Raw genomic sequence first — 17,660 nt, 5'->3', positions numbered from 1 at the left:
GCCCTGTAATCAGCCGGCGCGCTTGAGCACCCATTCGAAGGTACTCTGCCAAAGCTCGGCCGGCACTTCCTCGGACAAGGTGCCGACCAGATCGGAAAGCCGGACGCGCCGCAGCGTATTGCGCCATGCCTCGTCGGCTTCCCACATGACGCGGGCGACTGCGCAGGGCTTGCTGTCGCAATAGCCTGCCGGACGGCAAGGATTGTTGTCGCGGATGTTCGTGCAGGTGAAGCTGCGCGCCTTGCCCTCGACCGCTTCGACGATGTCGAGAAAATTGATCTCGGAGGACGGTTTGGCAAGCCGGTAACCGCCGCTCGGGCCGAGCGTGGTATCGACCAGCGATGCCTGCGAAAGGCTCTGCAGCGCCTTGGAGAGATATTCCTTCGGCAGGCCATGAAGCTCGGCGAGCGCCTTGGTGGAGAGATACCTGCCCTCGGGCAGGCCCGCGAGAATGGCGCAACAGTGGAGCGCCCACTCGACCTGGCTTTTCAGGATCATTCAGCAACTCGCGTGATGGCTGATTCTGCGAATAGGAATTAAGGATACATCATATCCGCAAATTGAAATGATGTAAACGACCCGTAAAAGCAGCGTGTTGCGTGAGTTGAAATTTCTTTACATTCGTGCCGGCGGCACAATCCCTCACAGCGAATGATCACCCGCCCAAGATAAAACTTTGCCTGCATGCGGAATAATACCGCCTCGTCTCGTGTCTCATGTCAGGTACCGCAAAATTGCGTGCCCAACCTGAGGAGAGACATCATGAAATCCGTGAAATTCCTGTCCGTCGTGGCCGCAGCAGCCCTCGCAGCGACCGCTGCTTTCGCAGCCGCTCCCGTCAAGGAAGTCGAATCCGCCAAGGGCAAGGTTCTTGCCGGCGACAACGGCATGACCCTCTACACCTTCAAGAAGGACGCCAAGGGCGTTTCCAACTGCAATGACGATTGCGCCAAAAACTGGCCGCCGCTGATGGCCGCTTCCGATGCCAAGGCCGATGGTGCATATTCGATCATCGACCGCAAGGATGGCAAGAAGCAATGGGCCAAGGACGGCATGCCGCTGTATTACTGGGTCAAGGACAAGAAGGCGGGCGACATTACTGGCGATGGAGTCGGCGGCAACTGGGAGCTTGCCAAGCCTTGATCGCCTTGCTCATCAGAAAGCGGCTGGCGTGAAAACACCCGCACCTGAAAGTTTCGAGGGCCAGATCCTGGCCCTCCTTCCCTCGCTCAGGCGCTATTCGCGCAGCCTGACGCGCTCGGATGCCGATGGCGAGGATCTGCTCCAGGACTGTGTCGAAAAGGTGCTGGCGCGCCGTGGCCAATGGCGCGGCCTCAACCTGCGCGGCTGGGTCCTGACCATTATGACCAATCTCTACCGCAACGGCCGGCGCGGCAAGGCGCGCGACGGCCTGGTCGAGCTTGACGCCGCCGGGGACATGGCCGCTCCCGAACCGCCGGCCGATCCGCTGGAGCGTGCGCGGCTCGATAACGCGCTGAACAGCCTTTCGGAGGAGCACCGAGCCGTGCTGATGCTCGTCGTCATCGAAGGATACACGTACAGCGAGGTCGCCGCTTCCCTCGACATTCCCATCGGCACCGTCATGTCCCGGCTGTCGCGCGCCCGCCTGCGCGTCGCCGAGAGGCTGAAGGCCGATAACGTCATTACGCTTCGGAGACCGAAATGAACGAAACCAATCCGATCGTCACCGAAGCCGATCTCCACGCCTTTGCCGACGGTCAGCTGCCCGAAATGGCACGCGCTCGCATCGAGGCTTATCTTGCCGACAATCCCGACGAAGCGGCGCTGGTGGCCGAATGGCAGGCGCAGAACACGGGCATCCGATCGCTGTTTGCCGGTTACGAGAAGGCAAAGGACACCGACCCACTGCTCGTCGCCCCCACACGTGCCGTCTCCTCTACGCCGAAACGCTGGGCGATTGCCGCCGCGGCCCTCGTCGTCTTTGCGCTCGGCACCGTCAGTGGCCATTATGGCCCGGCACTGCTGGAAAGGCCGGCGTTGCAGCTTACCGGTTCAGAAACCTTGCCGAAACAGGCCGAGACCGCATTCATGGTCTACGCCGCCGAGGTTCGCCACCCGGTCGAGGTCTTCGCCGACGAGGAGGCCCATCTCGCCACCTGGCTCGGCAAGCGCCTCGCCATCCAGAACCTGAAGATCCCGAACCTGCAATCGCTCGGCTTTAAGCTGGTTGGCGGCCGCCTGCTGCCGGTCGATGACAGGCCGGGCGCCATGTTCATGTATGAGAACCAGGCGGGCGAACGCCTGACCGTCATTGTCGGCCGCAACACGGAAAACCGCACGACGAGCTTTCGCTTCGCCTCCTCGGGCAATCTCGAAACCTTCTACTGGATCGACGGCGAACTCGGCTATGCCGTCACCGGCGAAATCTCGCGTGAAACCCTGCGGGGTGTGGCCGAGGAATGCTACAGACAGTTTCCGTCCTAGAGCAACGCCAGGAAAAGTGCGAAGCGGTTTTCCGTCCGGAATTGCGTAAAACAAAAGACTAGAGCGGTTCTGCGCTTCCGTTGAACCGCTCCACAGATCAGCGCAGCGGATCGTTGGCAAGTTCGATCGGCTGCCCGTGTGGCGTGGCTTCGGCGGCCCGCTGCCAGCTCTGCTGCAGGTCGAGGATGACGGATGCATCCGCTACGCCGCGGCTGACAAGCAGTTCGGAAAGAGCCGCCACCCAGCAGTCGAAATAATCGCTGCCATCCCTAGCGCGGCCGGGCTTATGCAACTCCTTGGACAGGGCCTCGGCCCATTCGCTCCACGCGAACAGCCCCTTCTCATGCAGATGCACCGTCATGGCGAACGCGTCCGCCGTCCAAGGCTCGGGAAAAACCGGATCACCTTCGGGCGACTTCGGCAACCCAAGCGATTGCGCCAGCTGAGACGGCGTCTCACAAACGCTCAAGATAGCTCTCCCACGCATCGATGGAGACCGTTAGCGACGGATCCGCTCCCTCGCCCCAGATCTCACCGCCGCCGAAGACGACGGTATAGAGCCATTGCGGATTTTCGCCTCGGCCATGCGCATTGTCGTCGGGAAAGACGAAAGCCCCTTGCACCGCCTCGACGACACCCGTCTTGGCGCGCGCATATCGCGGCAGCCGCGTATGGGTGGCCAGATTGAAATTCTTCGTCCTCACCGCCTCGCCCACAGCAAAGAGCGGTGCGGTTTCGACAGGACGATCGCAAGGCCCGCCTTTCGCCAGCGCGCCCGGCACCATCTCCGCCTTCAGCACCCGTTTCGGCGCGGCGCCCTCCTGCAGCTTGCGGCCGGACAACAGCTCCTCGCGCGTCGCAAAACCGTGCCGCGCGAGCAACGTCTCGACGCCGCGGATCCAGATCTCGTAATAGCTGGCGGCGAGATAATCGGCCGGCGGAATGTTTTCGCGTGCATGCCGGCTTTCATCGATCGTCCATGCGCCGAAAGCGCCGCAGGAAAGCGTGATGCCGAGTGCCCGCTTTTCCCATTCGGCATGGAAATAAGGTTCGTTTTTCTCAGGCGCGACAGGCCCGAAGCCCATCTGCCCGCCGAGATCGTGCGGTCCGTTCATGGAAGAGCCTCCGGGCTGCCGGCAGCTGAAATCTTCGCGCTGCCTGCGATTGCCGTGCCGATCATCGCATCGCGGCTGACGAGGCCGGCAAGTGCTGCCTCGTTCATTCCGTCCGTGCCGTCCGGCCGCTCGGGAATAACGAGATAACGCAGTTCCGCCGTCGAATCCCAGACGCGGATCTTCTTTTCCTCGGGCAGCGTCAGCCCAAATTCGGCAAGCACGCCGCGCGGATCGATGACGGCGCGCGAGCGATAGGCCGGCGCCTTGTACCACACCGGCGGCAGCCCGAGCACCGACCAGGGATAACAGGAGCAGAGCGTGCAGACGATGAGATTATGGGTCTCTGCCGTGTTGAAGACGGCGCGCATGTGCTCGCCCTGCCGGCCGGTGTAACCGAGGCTCACAATCGCCGCCGTCGCATCGCGCTTCAGCCACTCGGCGAAATCGGCATCGCTCCAGGCCTTGGCGACGACATGCGCCCCATTCCTCGGCCCCACCTTCGTCTCATAAGTTTCGACGATCGCATCGATCGCCGCCGGATCGATCAGCCCCTTCTCCGTCAGCAGCGTTTCCAGGGCTTTGACGCGGGCCTGCATGTCGGAGTAGTGGTTGTCGTGGGCATGATCGTGGTGGTCGTGGTCGTGATCGTCGTTCAAGGCAATGTCCTCCAAACGGCAATCGGCCGTCCTGTTTCCTCAATGCGCGCGGACTCGCTCCTCCTCTTCTCCCCAGCGGGGAGAAGGTGTCCCGAAGGGTCGGATGGGGGCCGCACGGCATGCCCGTCATTGTTGCCCTTTGCTTGCGCTCCGTGCATTCGCGGCAGTGCCGCTCACCCCCTCATCTGCCTGCCGGCATCTTCTCCCCGCTGGGGAGAAGGGGAATCGTGGGCAACGTCTCGCCATCCAGTATCCTCCGCTTCCTCCTTCTACCACACACCACAAGCCCGCCAAGCCCTCCTATCCCACTCAAACTTTTCCGCTAATCTCCCGCCATGAACATTCTGATTCTCGGTGCAACCGGCTTCATAGGCTCCGTCGTCGCGGCCCGGCTCGTCGCTGATGGGCATGCCGTGACCGGGCTCGGCCGCAACCCCATGCGTGCCCGCCCAAAGCAGCCGGCGATCGACTGGCGCCGGGCCGATCTCTCACATATGACGAAAGCGGACGACTGGGACGAGATCCTCAACGGCCAGCATGCCGTCGTCAATTGCGCCGGCGCCCTGCAGGACGGCCTCTCGGACAATCTGGCGGCCACGCAAGCCGAAGCTGTGCTGGCGCTCTATGCCGCAGCCAAACGCGGGTCGCAGCCGCTAATCGTGCAGATATCGGCGAGGACGGCCGGCGCGGCGGGCGACCTGCCCTTCCTCGCCACCAAGCGCCGGGCCGACGAGGCGCTGGCGGCAAGCGGCCTGCCTTGCCTCATCCTGCGCCCTGCCCTCGTTCTCGGCCGCAATGCCCATGGCGGTTCGTCGCTGCTCAGGGCGCTTGCCGCCCTCCCCCTGGCGCTGCCGCTCGTCCATGCCGAAAGCCCGGTCGAAACGTTGTCGGTGGACGATGTGGCGGAAGCCGTGTCGCGGGCGGTTGCAGTCGGCCTCTGCGGTGATATCAATCTCGCAGCCGACGAGATCCTTACGCTTGCCGATCTCGTCAGCCTTCACCGGCAATGGCTGGGCCTCCCGCCCGCCCGCGTCTTTTCCCTTGCGCCGTGGCTTGCAAAGCCCGTCATGTGGCTTGCCGATGTCGCAGGGCTGCTCGGCTGGCGCTCGCCGCTGCGCTCGACGGCGATGACAGTCATGTCGGAGGGCATACGAAGCGTAAAGGGAGAAAGCGGCCTCGTCGCGACATCCGCTGCGGCAACCCTATCAGCCAATCCATCCGGCGTGCAGGATCTCTGGTTTGCCCGGCTCTACCTGCTGAAACCACTCGTCATATCGGGGCTCTCCGCCTTCTGGCTGCTCTCCGGCCTGATCCCGCTGCTGGCGTTGCAGAAGACATCCGCCCATTTCCTGCCGTTCATGCCGGAGTCCACGGCCACGGCGCTGACGCTTGCGACCTGCCTCATCGACGTGGCGCTGGGCGCTGCCGTGCTTGTCCGTCCGCTCGCCAAACGCGCTCTTCTCGGCATGCTCGCCGTCTCTTTCGCCTATCTCGCCGGCGCCAGCCTGCTCGAACCGACGCTCTGGCTCGACCCGCTCGGTCCCCTCGTAAAGGTGCTGCCGTCGATCTTACTGACGCTGACGGCCCTTGCCACCCTGGATGAACGCTGATGCTCGAGGAGTGGCTGCTGCTTGCCCACGTCATCGGCGCGACCGTGCTCTTCGGCACCGGCGCCGGCATCGCCTTCTTCATGGTGATGGCGCATCGCACGCGTAATCCCGTCCTAGTCGCCCATGTCGCCGGAACCGTCGTCATTGCCGATACGATTTTCACCGCAACTGCCGCCATTTTCCAGCCCGTAACCGGATATCTGCTGGCGCGGGCAATCGGCTGGGAGTTGTCGGAAGGCTGGATCGCGCTGTCGCTGCTGCTTTATATCGTCACCGGCCTGTTCTGGCTGCCGGTCGTCTGGATCCAGATCCGGCTGCGCGATCTCGCCCGTGTCGCAGCAAAGTCCGGAAGCGCATTGCCGCCGGCCTATTTCAGCCTCTACCGCATCTGGTTCGCCTGCGGCTTTCCGGCCTTCTTTGCCGTCATCGGCATTTTGTGGCTGATGCTGACGAAACCGTCGATCACCCTATTTTAACATCGGCCAGAGGCTCGCCACCAGAAGTACAGCCATGCTGATATTGAACCATTTCAGCCGCACCGGATCGGAAAGCCATTCCCTGAGCGCCGAGCCGAAGCCTGCCCAGGTCGAAACGCTCGGCACATTGACCGCCGCAAAGGCGAGGCCGACGAGAAGCACGCTGCCGAGATAGAGCTCGGGATTGGTATAGGTCGCCATCGCGGTGACCGCCATCACCCAGGCTTTCGGATTGACCCACTGAAAGGCCGCCGCCGAAAAGAAAGACATCGGCCTGACAGCGCTCTTGCCTTCACTGATCGATCGCGATGAGGCGATCTTCCAGGCGATCCAGACGAGATAGGCGCCGCCGGCAAATTTCAACGCCGAATAGACGACAGGAACGGTATGCAGCAAGGCGCCGAGCCCGAGGCCGACGCCGATCAGCAGCGAGAAGAAGCCGACACCGATGCCGAACATATGCGGTATCGTTCTGCGGAAGCCGAAATTCACGCCCGATGCGAAGAGCATCATATTGTTCGGCCCCGGCGTGATCGACGTCGTGAAGGCAAAGAGTACAAGGGCGAGAAACGTATCCAGCGGCATGCGACCTCCCGGGGCCGGCTTTCCCGCAGGCCGTTTATTTAGGTCAGCATAACTGCCCTAAATCGGCGATGCCATTACATCATTGTCATGGTGACAGGATTACTTGAAAGATGGCGGCGCGGCCCAATCTCTTTCCCAGGAAAAGACCCATGCAGGACGACCCAATTCCCTTCGTCAGATTTCCGAACGGCGCGGAAGTGCCGGCGCTCGGCCAGGGAACCTGGGCGATGGGCGAGGATGCCGGCCATGCCAGGGCCGAGATCGAAAGCCTCAAGGCCGGCATCGATCTGGGGATGACACTGATCGACACCGCCGAAATGTATGGCGACGGCGGCGCCGAGGAGATCGTCGCTCAGGCGATCAAGGGACGGCGCGACGAGGTTTTCATCGTCAGCAAGGTCTATCCCTGGAATGCCAGCCTGAAAGGCACAATCGAAGCCTGCGAGCACAGCCTGGAGCGGCTCGGCACCGACCGCATCGATCTTTATCTCCTGCACTGGCGCGGGAGCCATCCGCTGGCCGAGACCGTCGCGGCCTTCGAAATGCTGAAGGCCGCCGGAAAGATCGGCGCCTGGGGCGTCTCCAACTTCGACACCGGCGACATGGAGGAACTGCTAGCCGTGCCCGACGGTGCCAATGTCGCCGCCAATCAGGTGCTCTACAACCTCTCCCGCCGCGGCATCGAATTCGACCTCCTGCCCTGGTGCCAGAACCGCGGCATTCCGGTCATGGCCTATTCGCCGATCGAGCAGGGGCACATCCTGCATCATCCCGAGCTGATCCGCATCGCCAAGGCCTATCAGGCAACACCCGCCCAGTTGGCGCTCGCCTTCCTGCTGGAACGCGACGGCGTCATCGTCATCCCGAAAACGTCGAATGCCGCCCGCGCGGCTGAGAATCGCGACTGCGTCTCGCTTGAGATCACCGACGTGGATTGGCAGGCGCTCGACGCCGCCTTCCCGCCGCCGGCAAAGAAAAAGCCGCTGGAGATGCTCTGACCTCCAGCGGCTTTCAGCACTGTTGTGGTGCGTGCCCGGCTCACATGCCCTGCGCGCCGCGGTTCATCGCGGCGATGCCGGTGCGGCAGACCTCGATCAGGCCGAGCGGCTTCATGATCGCCACGAACTGGTCGATCTTGGACGACTTGCCGGTGATCTCAAGGATGAAGTGACCGACGGTCGCATCCACGACCTTGGCGTGGAAGGCATCGGCAAGGCGCAGCGTCTCGGCGCGCATCTCGCCCTCGCCGATCACTTTGACCAGCGCCACCTCGCGCTCGATCGGCCGGTCCTGGCCGAGTTCGCGGGCGCGCACCGTCAGATCGACGACGCGGTGCACCGGTACGATACGCTCGAGTTGCGCCTTGATCTGTTCCAGCACGTGCGGTGTGCCGCGTGTGACGATGGTGATGCGGGAAAGATGCGCCTGATGCTCGGTCTCGGAGACCGTCAGGCTCTCGATATTGTAGCCGCGACCGGAAAACAGGCCGATGACCCGGGCAAGAACGCCCGGTTCGTTGTCGACGAGAATGGAAAGCGTATGGCTTTCGATCGCCGCCGTTTCCGGCGAGATGAAGTAAGCGGAGCCCGTGGGCTGTAGGTGTGCGTTCATGGTCTTGAGTTTCCTCTTCCCTGCCGCATAACCCCGAAATCGGAAAGGATTATGCGCAATTAAAAATGTCAGACGAGCGCGCGGCCCTTGGCGTCGATCGCATTGGCGACCGCTTCGTCGGTGGCTTCATCAGGCAGCAGCATTTCATTATGCGCCTTGCCCGAGGGGATCATCGGGAAGCAGTTGGCGAGATTGGCAACTCGGCAATCGAAGATGACCGGTTTCCTGACCTCGATCATCTCGACAATGGCGTCGTCCAGCTCATCCGGCTTTTCGCAGCGCAGGCCGACGGCGCCGTAGGCTTCCGCCAGCTTGACGAAATCGGGCATCGCCTCCGTATAGGAGTTCGACAGCCGGTTGCCGTGCAACAACTGCTGCCACTGGCGCACCATGCCCATATACTGGTTGTTCATGATGAAGATCTTGATCGGCGCATCGTGCTGGATCGCCGCCGACATTTCCTGGATGCACATCTGGATCGAGGCATCGCCGGCAATGTCGATGACGAGGCTGTCGGGATGGGCGATCTGCACGCCGAGCGCGGCCGGCAGGCCGTAGCCCATCGTACCGAGGCCGCCCGAAGTCATCCAGCGGTTAGGCTGCTCGAAGCCGAAGAACTGCGCCGCCCACATCTGATGCTGACCGACTTCCGTGGTGATGTAGGTATCGCGGTCCTTGGTATGCGCATAGAGCCGCTCCAGCGCATATTGCGGCATGATGACATCGTTGCTCCTTGTGTAGGCGAAGGAGTTGCGCGCCCGCCAGCGGGCGATATCGGTCCACCAGTCTTCGAGACGGTTCTTCTCCGGCTTCTTCGGCAGCGCCCGCCACAAGCGGACCATATCTTCGAGGACATGACCGACATCACCGCGGATGCCGATATCGACCCGGACATTCTTGTTGATCGAAGAGGGATCGACATCGATATGGATCTTCTTCGAGTTCGGCGAAAAGGCGTTGAGGCGGCCAGTGATGCGGTCGTCGAAGCGAGCGCCGATGCAGACCATGACGTCGCAGTCGTGCATCGCCATGTTGGCCTCGTAGGAGCCGTGCATGCCGAGCATCTTCAGCCAGTTTTTGCCCGAAGCCGGATAGGCGCCGAGGCCCATCAGCGTCGAGGTGATCGGGAAATCGGTGAGCTCGACCAGTTCGCGCAGCAGCTTGGAAGCCTCGGGGCCGGAATTGATGACGCCGCCGCCGGAATAGATGATCGGACGACGCGCTGTCGCCATCAGCTCGATCGCCGCATGGATCTGGTTGAGGTCGCCCTGGATCTTCGGCTGATAGCTCTTCTGGATCGCGTAATCGGCGGGCGGCGTGTAGGTGCCGGTGGCAAACTGCACGTCTTTCGGAATATCGACGACGACCGGACCCGGACGGCCGGACTGGGCGATGCGGAAGGCCTCGTGAATAACAGCAGCGAGCTGGTCGACGTCCTTGACCAGCCAGTTGTGCTTGGTGCAGGGCCTGGTGATGCCGACCGTGTCGCATTCTTGGAAGGCGTCGGAGCCGATCAGCGGCGTCGGAACCTGACCGGTCAGGCAGACGAGCGGGATCGAATCCATCAGCGCGTCCTGCAGCGGCGTGACTGCATTGGTGGCGCCTGGACCCGAGGTGACCAGCATGACGCCGACCTTGCCGGTGGAGCGGGCATAACCCTCGGCCGCATGACCTGCCCCCTGCTCGTGGCGGACGAGGATGTGCTTGACCTCTTCCTGCTGGAAGATCTCGTCATAGATCGGCAGGACCGCGCCGCCGGGATAGCCGAAGATATGTTCGACGCCGTTGTCCTTCAGCGCCTTGAGAACGATCTCCGCTCCCGTCATCCGATTGCCTGCCGCCTGATTGTCCGTGCTCATCTGTCTGTTCCGTTTATGCTGGGATTTGCGTTTGTGGCCGGAAGCCCGAATTTCGGGCATAAAAAAAGGCCCCGGAGGAGCCTGTCATCTAGCGCATGGGTGGCTACCGCCGGATGGTTACACCATCCTGCCCATGCGCTTTCCCACCACGATAAGAGCCGTTGCGATTTTCATGGTCGGAAGTGATAGACAGAAAATTTCGCAGCGTCAACGCATGCCGCAATAAAAATCCATGCGCGCTCCTTTACCCTCTAAAAACCATGGTTTGAAGGATTTGTTAAAGGATGGACTTTATTATCAAGCCCCATTGCAGGGAGTAGCCCTTTGCTCAACAACGACTTGCGCGTGTCTGGCAAGGCAGGCGAGCACGATCGACGCGACGGCCATGCGCCGGGAAATCGCTTTCTCGGCCGCGTCGTTGCCTGCAGCGGCTCGCGGGCGACGATTGCCGCCGTCGCCGAAGAAGGCGGCACCGATCTGACCGAACTCTGGTCCGTCGGGCGGCTGATTTCGATCAGCGTCGGCCGCAACCGCGTCGTTGCCCTCGTCTATCAGATGAACACCGGCAGCCATGCCTGGGGCGAAGGCGAGGACAACAATTTCAAGATCGAAACCGAACTGCTCGGCGAAGTCCGTGTCGATGAGGACGGCCGCGAGGAATTCTCGACCGGCATTTCGCGTTATCCCTATCTCGGCGCTATCGCCCACCGCATCCGCGCCGCCGATTTGATGCGCATCTATGATGCCGGAGAAGGCACGACCGCCGTCATCGGCAAGCTGACCCAGGACGAAAGCATTGATGCGGCGATCCACATCCCATCGATGCTCTCCAAGCATTTCGCCGTTGTCGGCTCCACCGGCGTCGGCAAGTCGACCGCCGTGTCGCTGCTGCTGCATAAGGCGATCGCGGCGGATCCGAAACTGCGTGTTCTGATCCTCGATCCGCATAACGAATTCGCCGCCGCCTTTCCCAAGCACGCCGTCACAATCGATACCGATACGCTCGACCTGCCCTTCTGGCTGATGCGGCTGGAAGAATTTGCCGAAGTCGTCTTTCGCGGCCGCCCGCCGGTGCCGGAAGAGCTCGACATGCTGCGCGATATCCTGCCCGAGGCCAAGCGCGCCTTCCGCGGCAGCGACAACTCGTTGGTACGCCGCACGACGGAAAAGAGCTCGATCACCGCCGATACGCCGGTTCCCTACCGCATGGCCGACCTGCTGGCGCTGATCGACGAGCGCATCGGCCGCCTGGAAGGTCGCACCGAAAAGCCCTCCCTGCGTTCGCTGAAGATGCGCCTGATCGCTGCGATCAACGATCCGCGTTATCACTTCATGTTCTCCAACAACACGATCAGCGACACGATCACCGAGACCATTGCGCAGATCTTCCGCATTCCTGGCGAAAACCGGCCGATCTGTACCTTCCAGCTGGCCGGCATTCCCTCCGAGGTGGTCAATTCCGTCGCCTCAGTGCTCTGCCGCATGGCCTTCGAGGTGGCGCTCTGGAGCGACGGCGCCATCCACATGCTCGTCGTCTGCGAGGAAGCCCACCGTTACATCCCTTCCGATCCGACGCTCGGCTTCGTGCCAACGCGCCAGGCGATCGCCCGCATCGCCAAGGAAGGCCGCAAATATGGCGTCTCGCTGGGGATCATCACGCAGCGGCCGGGCGAACTCGATCAGACGATCCTGTCGCAGTGCTCGACGCTCTTTGCCATGCGCCTCGCCAACGACCGCGACCAGGAAATCATCCGCTCGGCGATCCCGAATTCGTCGATCTCGACGACGAGCTTCATCTCTTCGATCGGCAACGGCGAGGCGATTGCTTTCGGCGAGGCGATCAGCGTGCCGATGCGCATGCGCTTTTCCCGCGTCGACGAAAAACTGTTACCGAAGGCTGCCAGCGCCAACAGCAAGCACAGCGAGGAAGATCCGGATACGGTCGATCTGCGCAAGATCGTCACCCGCATGCGCGCAGTCACCGTTGGACCCGACATTTCGAATTTCCAACAGAGCTATGCGGCCTCAGCGGCAGCCCTCGACGAGGTTGATGCGGCCGACGAGGAAATCGACGCAAAGCCGAATACTCCGCCTGCCCCCTCGTCCGCGCCGCTCGAATCCTACCGGCGCGAACTGCTGCCGCAGACCCCACGGCTCGACCCCGCCGCGCCGCCGGCGACCGATCCCCGGCTGGACGCGCTCCGCCGCGAGATGCGCCGCGAGGAACCGGTCTTTCCGCGGCCGGCGCCTCCGGCCGATCAGCCCGCGGTCACCCGCCGGGAGCCTGGCCCGTCGCTGCGCGAAAGCATTCTGAAAAAGCCGCTGAGCAGCCTTTACAACAAGGATTGATGCTCCAAAGCCGTGAGCGGCTCGGTAACGTCGAGCACACGCTGCCGCTCCGTCGGAGCGAGCGGCAAGAGCGGCCGCGGCAGCTCTGATTGGGCCGACAAAACATGCTCGACCAGCGTATAGACCACACGGATGCTTCCGAATTCCTTGAACATCTTCCAAAGCGGCTCAAGCAGCCCATCGAGCCTGCGCGCCTCATTGCGGTCGCCTGCCATCGCAGCCTTGGTCAGGGCAAGGGCCGTGCGAGGCAGCAAGCCGCCGACGACGCTGTACCAGGCATCGGCGCCTGAGAGCAGCGCTTCGGCCCCGCCCCAATCGCCGCTATAGCCGATCGCAAGATCGGTCTTCCCGCGCAATGCCGCAAGTTCCCCCGCACATCGCCGTCGGCCGGCAGAGGCATCTTCACCGCCCGGATCGCCTCGATGTCGGAAAGGCGCTGCAGAAGCTCACGGCTGAAGGTGAAGTGGGTGGTGCCAGGATTATTGTAGATGCAGAGCGGCAGCGGCGCCGCTTTGGTGACCGCGAGGAAGTGCTGGTAGGCTTCTTCCTGGGTCAGCGGCGTATAGGATACGGGCGCCAGCAGAAGCGCATCCGCGCCGGCCGCCTCGGCATTCCTGGCCAGATCCTGGGCGTGGTCCGTCCGGAGAGCCCCGACCCCGACGACGATGGGAACACGTCCTTTAACGCATTCGACCGCCGCCTTGACGGCACGCAGCCGCTCCTCGCGCGTGAGGTAGGCATAGATGCCGGTGCTGCCGAGAAGGCCGATGGAGGTGACGCCGGCGTCACACAGAGGCTCGAGAAGGCGGCAGAGGGCTTCCGTGACCACCCGGCCATTGATGTCGGCGGGCGTTAGCGGAAAGGCCGAAAGGCCATGAAACGGAGACACTGAAGACATGATACGATCCTGAAAAGCGGTCAGTGGGAGAACAGCAGGCGCGATCCGGCACCCGCAAAGAACACGGCGAGGCTTCCCTCGATCCAGCGGCGCGCCCGCGCATAGCCGCGCACCATCGGCGCCGTCGAGAACAGCAGCGCATAACCGGAAAATATCGCGATCCCGAGAAGCACGCAGCCGCCGAACGCGGTGACGGCCATCTCGGGCGAAGCGCCAGGCTTGAGGCCGAGCGACATGATCGCCACCCAGGCCAGAACCGCCTTCGGGTTTCCGAGATGCATCAGAATACCGCGGCGATACAGTGCTCCGAGTTGCGCGGCGGGCCGGACGACCACGCTTGCCGATCTATCCGGGGCAGCCGCCGAGCGAGCCGCCCTCCAGGCGAGCCAAAGGAGGTAAAGCCCACCTATGACCTTGAGGATGAGCAGAGCATGAGCATAGCGGACAAGGAGCGTCGAAATGCCCGTGACCGCGATCAGTCCCCAGCACGTGGACATCGTAATGACCCCGGCGGCAAGCGCCAAAGCCGGTCGCCGCCCTTGGCTCATCGCCACGTTCATGATCGCCATATTGCTGGGGCCGGGACTGCCGGCCGCGATGACATAGGCGATATAGACGACGAGGAGATCCTGCATTTCCATTTTCCGGAAGCATCCAATTCGCTTCCTTCTCCGCGCAAATTGGTCCATCTTGAAGCGCCATTTTCAAAAATATTCATGGACCACTTTACAATGCCCAAACGGCGCAGCACCATCGAAATCCCGTCGCTCAACGCGATCGACCGAACGGTCAATGTCGGCCGCCACCTGGCCCAAGCTCTGCGGAGCGCAATCTCGCGCGGCGAACTGAGGCCCGGTGAGCGCCTCCCTTCGACGCGTTCCCTCGCGGTTTCCTTGAAGATCGCCCGCGGCACCGTCGTCGACGTATTCGATCAGCTGACCGCTGAGGGCTATCTCGAAGCGAAGATCGGCGCCGGAACCCGGGTCGCCGCCGCTCTGACAGATACGACAACAACACCCCTGCCCGCACCGGCGATGCCGTCGGGAGCGGATGCCATCGACCTGCCTTCCCCGGCGGTGCGGCTCATCGCCATAGCCCGCGCGCTCACCCCTCACCCGCCCATTCCCTTTGCCATCGCCGTCCCTGCTGCCGGCATCGCGCCCGACGACAACTGGCGCCGCCTCGGCAATCGCGTACGCACGTCGAAACAGGCAGCTCCCGCGAGCTATCAAGATCCGATGGGCCTGTTCGAGCTGCGGGTCGCCATTGCCGAACACGTCCGACGCGCGCGGGCCGTTCGCTGCGAGCCGGAACAGGTCATCATCACGTCGGGCACCCAGCAAGGCCTCTATATGGCGGGCCGGGTCCTGCTGTCGCGCGACGATCCGGTCTGGGCCGAGGACCCGGCCTATCCGGGGCTGACGGCGGTGCTCGACGATCTCGGCGTCAAGACGCACCGCATCCCGGTCGACGCACAGGGAATGAACGTCGAACGCGGCTTCGAACTCTGCCCGCAAGCGCGCGCCGCCTTCGTCACCCCCTCACATCAATATCCGGTCGGCATGCCGCTCAGCATGGCGCGGCGCAATGCCTTGATTGCCTGGGCCGATCGGAACCGCGCCTGGATCGTCGAGGACGATTATGACAGCGAGCTGCGTTATGCCGGACATCCGTTCCCCTCGATGCAGGGCTTGCGTCCCTCCCGCGTCGTCTATCTCGGCACCTTCAGCAAGGTGCTCTTTCCATCACTGCGCCTCGGCTACGTCATCGCACCTCCTCCGCTCGCAGAAGCCTTTGCGGGCGCCCGCGCCATTCTCGACCGGCACGCGCCGACCGCAGAACAGCACGTTCTGGCCACCTACATGAGGGAGGGTTATTTCGAAGCGCATATCCGCCGCATTCGCGGCCTCTATGCCGAACGCCGCGCAGTCCTGCTCGCAACGCTCGAGCGGGCCTTGCCGGACGGCTGCCGCATTCAGCCGAGTGATCAGGGCATGCACATTCTTCTATGGCTGCCCGAGGGGACCGACGACGTAAAGCTCGCAGCCCGTGCCCTGTCGGCCGGCCTCGCGGTTCGCGCGATCTCCCCGATGTATGCCGCGCAGGCGGCGCCCCCCGGCCTGATGCTGGGCTTCGGCGGATTTCTGCCGGAGCACTTACAGGCGGCGGTTGGCAAACTCGTCAAATTGCTGGAGCTGCAGATCTTCGGAGTGGAAGTCCAACGCTGAGCCTAAGCCGTCAGCCGTTCCCAGCTGTCGTCCATCTGGTTGCGGAACCATGTCATTTGCCGCTTGGCATATTGCCGCGTCGCCGCAGCACCCTTCTCCAGCACCTCGTCACGGGTCATCCCGCCCTTCAGCATCGCCGCGATCTGCGAGACTCCGATCGCCTTCATCACAGGCGCCTCGGCCGGCAGGTCGAGCGCAAGCAGCGCCCTCACCTCGCCTTCCGCGCCTTGGTCCAGCATCTTTTCGAAACGCCCGTTGATGCGCTGATGCAGCACCGCTCGGTCCGGCAGCACGACGATCTTGCGAGCCTGGGCAGCGTCGATCACCACCGGTCCCGACCGGCCCTGGAAATCGGCGATCGACCGTCCCGTCGCCTTGAACACTTCAAGCGCCCGGACGATGCGCTGCCCGTCCTGGCGGTTGAAACTGGCCGCCATGGCGGGATCAGCCTCAGCGAGCTCGGCATGAAGCCCTTCCGGCCCCTCCTCCAGCAGCCGCGCCCGCAACTCCTCCCGTAACGCCTCCGGTATCTCGGGCATATCGGAGAGCCCACCGGTCAGCGCCTTGAAATAAAGCCCGGTACCGCCGACGAAGACCGGCAGCCGGCCGGCGGCCCTGAGCGCCGGCAGCAGCGCCGAGACATCGCGCAGCCAGGTGCCGGTGGAATAGCCGGCGCCTGCCGGAACATGGCCGTAGAGATGATGCGGCACACCCTGCATTTCCTCTTTCGACGGGCGCGCGGTCAGCACCCGCAGCGTGTCGTACACCTGCATGCTGTCGGCGTTGACGACCGCGCCGTCATGGCGCTTTGCCAGTTCGACGGCGAGCGCGGACTTGCCGCTGGCGGTCGGCCCGGTTATCAGGATCGCGTTCACTGTGCTCAGAAGGTTTTCCATCATGGCTCTCGTTGCCACGCTTGTTGCCAATCCGTCAAATCCCGTGCTGACACCCAAGATCGCCGAACGGGCGGCCGAAGCGGTGAACGCTTCCGGCCTCTACTGGCTGGCAGACGGCATCGCTTGCGACATCGCACTGCGTGACGGCACGGATGCGCCCGCGGCGGAGGCCGATATTCTTGCCGTCATATCAGGCGCGCCGATCGACCTCGTCATCCAGGAGCAGGAGAGCCGCCGCAAGAAACTGCTGATCGCCGACATGGATTCGACGATGATCGGCCAGGAATGCATCGACGAACTTGCCGCCGAAGTCGGCCTGAAGGAGAAGGTCGCCGCGATCACCGCCCGCGCCATGAACGGCGAGATCGCCTTCGAGCCCGCTTTGCGTGAGCGCGTCGCCCTCTTGAAGGGCCTGCCGATATCGGTGGTCGACGAAGTGATCGCCAAGCGCATTACGCTGACGCCGGGCGGGCCGGAACTGATCGCCACCATGAAATCGAAAGGCCATTACACCGCCCTCGTCTCCGGCGGCTTCACCGTCTTCACCAGCCGCATCGCCGCCACCCTCGGCTTCGACGAGAACCGCGCCAACATGCTGCTCGAAGACGGCGGCATCCTCTCCGGCTTCGTCGCCGAACCGATCCTCGGCAAGCAGGCGAAGGTCGATGCGCTGAACGAAATTTCGGCTCAGCTCGGCATTTCGCCTGACGATGCGATCGCCGTCGGCGACGGCGCCAACGACCTCGGCATGCTGCACGTCGCCGGTGCCGGCGTCGCCCTCCACGCCAAGCCCGCCGTCGCCGCCGAGGCCCAGATGCGCATCAACCACGGCGACCTGACGGCGCTGCTCTACATCCAGGGGTATCGGAAGACGGATTTTGTAACGGGTTGAATGTTTAACTCACCATCTC

General features: G+C 63.1%; 18 protein-coding genes and 1 pseudogene. 9 read left to right on the top strand and 10 right to left on the bottom strand.

All coding sequences use genetic code 11. The features are described from left to right. Positions 1 to 9: 9 nt before the first annotated feature. Complete coding sequence (locus MF410_RS04545; RefSeq protein WP_097629320.1) at positions 10 to 498, bottom strand: Rrf2 family transcriptional regulator; 489 nt, start codon at positions 496 to 498, stop codon at positions 10 to 12. A 264-nt stretch (positions 499 to 762) separates the two neighbouring features. On the opposite strand from MF410_RS04545, the gene MF410_RS04540 reads away from it, so the two are divergent. From MF410_RS04540 to MF410_RS04530, 3 genes are read left to right on the top strand one after another with little or no spacing between them, the layout of a single operon-like run. Next, complete coding sequence (locus tag MF410_RS04540) at positions 763 to 1,143, top strand: hypothetical protein (RefSeq protein WP_097629319.1); 381 nt, start codon at positions 763 to 765, stop codon at positions 1,141 to 1,143. 28 nt (positions 1,144 to 1,171) lie between these two features. Beyond that, positions 1,172 to 1,687 (top strand): RNA polymerase sigma factor, encoded by a 516-nt coding sequence (locus tag MF410_RS04535; protein ID WP_097629384.1) that lies wholly within the window; start codon positions 1,172 to 1,174, stop codon positions 1,685 to 1,687. Then, positions 1,684 to 2,466 (top strand): anti-sigma factor, encoded by a 783-nt coding sequence (locus MF410_RS04530; protein ID WP_097629318.1) that lies wholly within the window; start codon positions 1,684 to 1,686, stop codon positions 2,464 to 2,466. Before MF410_RS04535 ends, MF410_RS04530 begins: the two co-directional genes overlap by 4 nt. 97 nt (positions 2,467 to 2,563) lie before the next feature. On the opposite strand, the gene MF410_RS04525 is transcribed toward MF410_RS04530, so the two are convergent. Genes MF410_RS04525 through nthA form a run of 3 tightly spaced genes read right to left on the bottom strand, consistent with a single transcriptional unit; the run spans position 2,564 to position 4,177 of the window. Next, positions 2,564 to 2,935 carry a nitrile hydratase accessory protein gene (locus tag MF410_RS04525; RefSeq protein ID WP_097629317.1) on the bottom strand — a complete coding sequence of 124 codons (372 nt, stop codon included), beginning with the start codon at positions 2,933 to 2,935 and terminating at the stop codon, positions 2,564 to 2,566. Further along, positions 2,922 to 3,581 carry a nitrile hydratase subunit beta gene (nthB, locus tag MF410_RS04520; protein WP_097629316.1) on the bottom strand — a complete coding sequence of 220 codons (660 nt, stop codon included), beginning with the start codon at positions 3,579 to 3,581 and terminating at the stop codon, positions 2,922 to 2,924. The genes MF410_RS04525 and nthB overlap by 14 nt, the downstream gene beginning before the upstream one ends. Beyond that, on the bottom strand, positions 3,578 to 4,177 hold the full coding sequence (gene nthA, locus MF410_RS04515; protein WP_097629383.1) for a nitrile hydratase subunit alpha: 600 nt from the start codon (positions 4,175 to 4,177) through the stop codon (positions 3,578 to 3,580). The genes nthB and nthA overlap by 4 nt, the downstream gene beginning before the upstream one ends. A gap of 395 nt (positions 4,178 to 4,572) precedes the next feature. On the opposite strand from nthA, the gene MF410_RS04510 reads away from it, so the two are divergent. Continuing rightward, positions 4,573 to 5,847 (top strand): SDR family oxidoreductase, encoded by a 1,275-nt coding sequence (locus tag MF410_RS04510; protein WP_239620207.1) that lies wholly within the window; start codon positions 4,573 to 4,575, stop codon positions 5,845 to 5,847. After that, positions 5,847 to 6,323, top strand: coding sequence for a DUF2269 domain-containing protein (locus tag MF410_RS04505; RefSeq protein WP_097629314.1), 477 nt, complete (start codon positions 5,847 to 5,849; stop codon positions 6,321 to 6,323). The genes MF410_RS04510 and MF410_RS04505 overlap by 1 nt, the downstream gene beginning before the upstream one ends. Here MF410_RS04505 and MF410_RS04500 read toward each other — a convergent pair. Continuing rightward, positions 6,315 to 6,908, bottom strand: a complete 594-nt coding sequence (locus MF410_RS04500) for a LysE family translocator (protein WP_097629313.1) — start codon at positions 6,906 to 6,908, stop codon at positions 6,315 to 6,317. The two genes, MF410_RS04505 and MF410_RS04500, sit on opposite strands and share 9 nt — an antisense overlap. 149 nt (positions 6,909 to 7,057) lie before the next feature. On the opposite strand from MF410_RS04500, the gene MF410_RS04495 reads away from it, so the two are divergent. After that, positions 7,058 to 7,906, top strand: coding sequence for an aldo/keto reductase (locus MF410_RS04495; protein ID WP_097629312.1), 849 nt, complete (start codon positions 7,058 to 7,060; stop codon positions 7,904 to 7,906). A gap of 40 nt (positions 7,907 to 7,946) precedes the next feature. On the opposite strand, the gene ilvN is transcribed toward MF410_RS04495, so the two are convergent. Continuing rightward, positions 7,947 to 8,519, bottom strand: coding sequence for an acetolactate synthase small subunit (gene ilvN, locus MF410_RS04490; protein ID WP_097629311.1), 573 nt, complete (start codon positions 8,517 to 8,519; stop codon positions 7,947 to 7,949). 68 nt (positions 8,520 to 8,587) lie between these two features. After that, entirely contained in the window at positions 8,588 to 10,378 is a 1,791-nt protein-coding gene (locus tag MF410_RS04485; protein WP_239620205.1) for an acetolactate synthase 3 large subunit, read from the bottom strand. A 324-nt stretch (positions 10,379 to 10,702) separates the two neighbouring features. On the opposite strand from MF410_RS04485, the gene MF410_RS04480 reads away from it, so the two are divergent. Further along, complete coding sequence (locus MF410_RS04480) at positions 10,703 to 12,727, top strand: ATP-binding protein (RefSeq protein WP_097629309.1); 2,025 nt, start codon at positions 10,703 to 10,705, stop codon at positions 12,725 to 12,727. Here MF410_RS04480 and MF410_RS04475 read toward each other — a convergent pair. Both MF410_RS04475 and MF410_RS04470 read right to left on the bottom strand, forming a co-directional pair. Further along, positions 12,712 to 13,625 (bottom strand): annotated as a pseudogene (locus tag MF410_RS04475) (dihydrodipicolinate synthase family protein). The gene MF410_RS04480 and the pseudogene MF410_RS04475 sit on opposite strands and share 16 nt — an antisense overlap. A 20-nt stretch (positions 13,626 to 13,645) precedes the next feature. Continuing rightward, positions 13,646 to 14,260, bottom strand: coding sequence for a LysE family translocator (locus tag MF410_RS04470; protein ID WP_097629307.1), 615 nt, complete (start codon positions 14,258 to 14,260; stop codon positions 13,646 to 13,648). Between the two features lie 96 nt (positions 14,261 to 14,356). On the opposite strand from MF410_RS04470, the gene MF410_RS04465 reads away from it, so the two are divergent. Then, positions 14,357 to 15,853, top strand: coding sequence for a PLP-dependent aminotransferase family protein (locus MF410_RS04465; RefSeq protein ID WP_239620202.1), 1,497 nt, complete (start codon positions 14,357 to 14,359; stop codon positions 15,851 to 15,853). Between the two features lie 2 nt (positions 15,854 to 15,855). On the opposite strand, the gene miaA is transcribed toward MF410_RS04465, so the two are convergent. Further along, positions 15,856 to 16,752: a tRNA (adenosine(37)-N6)-dimethylallyltransferase MiaA gene (miaA, locus tag MF410_RS04460; RefSeq protein ID WP_179867183.1), complete on the bottom strand. Its 897-nt coding sequence runs from the start codon at positions 16,750 to 16,752 to the stop codon at positions 15,856 to 15,858. On the opposite strand from miaA, the gene serB reads away from it, so the two are divergent. Next, positions 16,751 to 17,641, top strand: coding sequence for a phosphoserine phosphatase SerB (gene serB, locus MF410_RS04455; RefSeq protein WP_097629304.1), 891 nt, complete (start codon positions 16,751 to 16,753; stop codon positions 17,639 to 17,641). The genes miaA and serB overlap by 2 nt on opposite strands. Positions 17,642 to 17,660: the final 19 nt, after the last annotated feature.

Source organism: Rhizobium sp. C104 (assembly GCF_022354505.1).
Classification (GTDB): domain Bacteria; phylum Pseudomonadota; class Alphaproteobacteria; order Rhizobiales; family Rhizobiaceae; genus Rhizobium; species Rhizobium redzepovicii.
The sequence above is the reverse complement of the archived record's forward strand: the minus strand, read 5'-3'. Positions and strand labels throughout refer to the sequence as shown.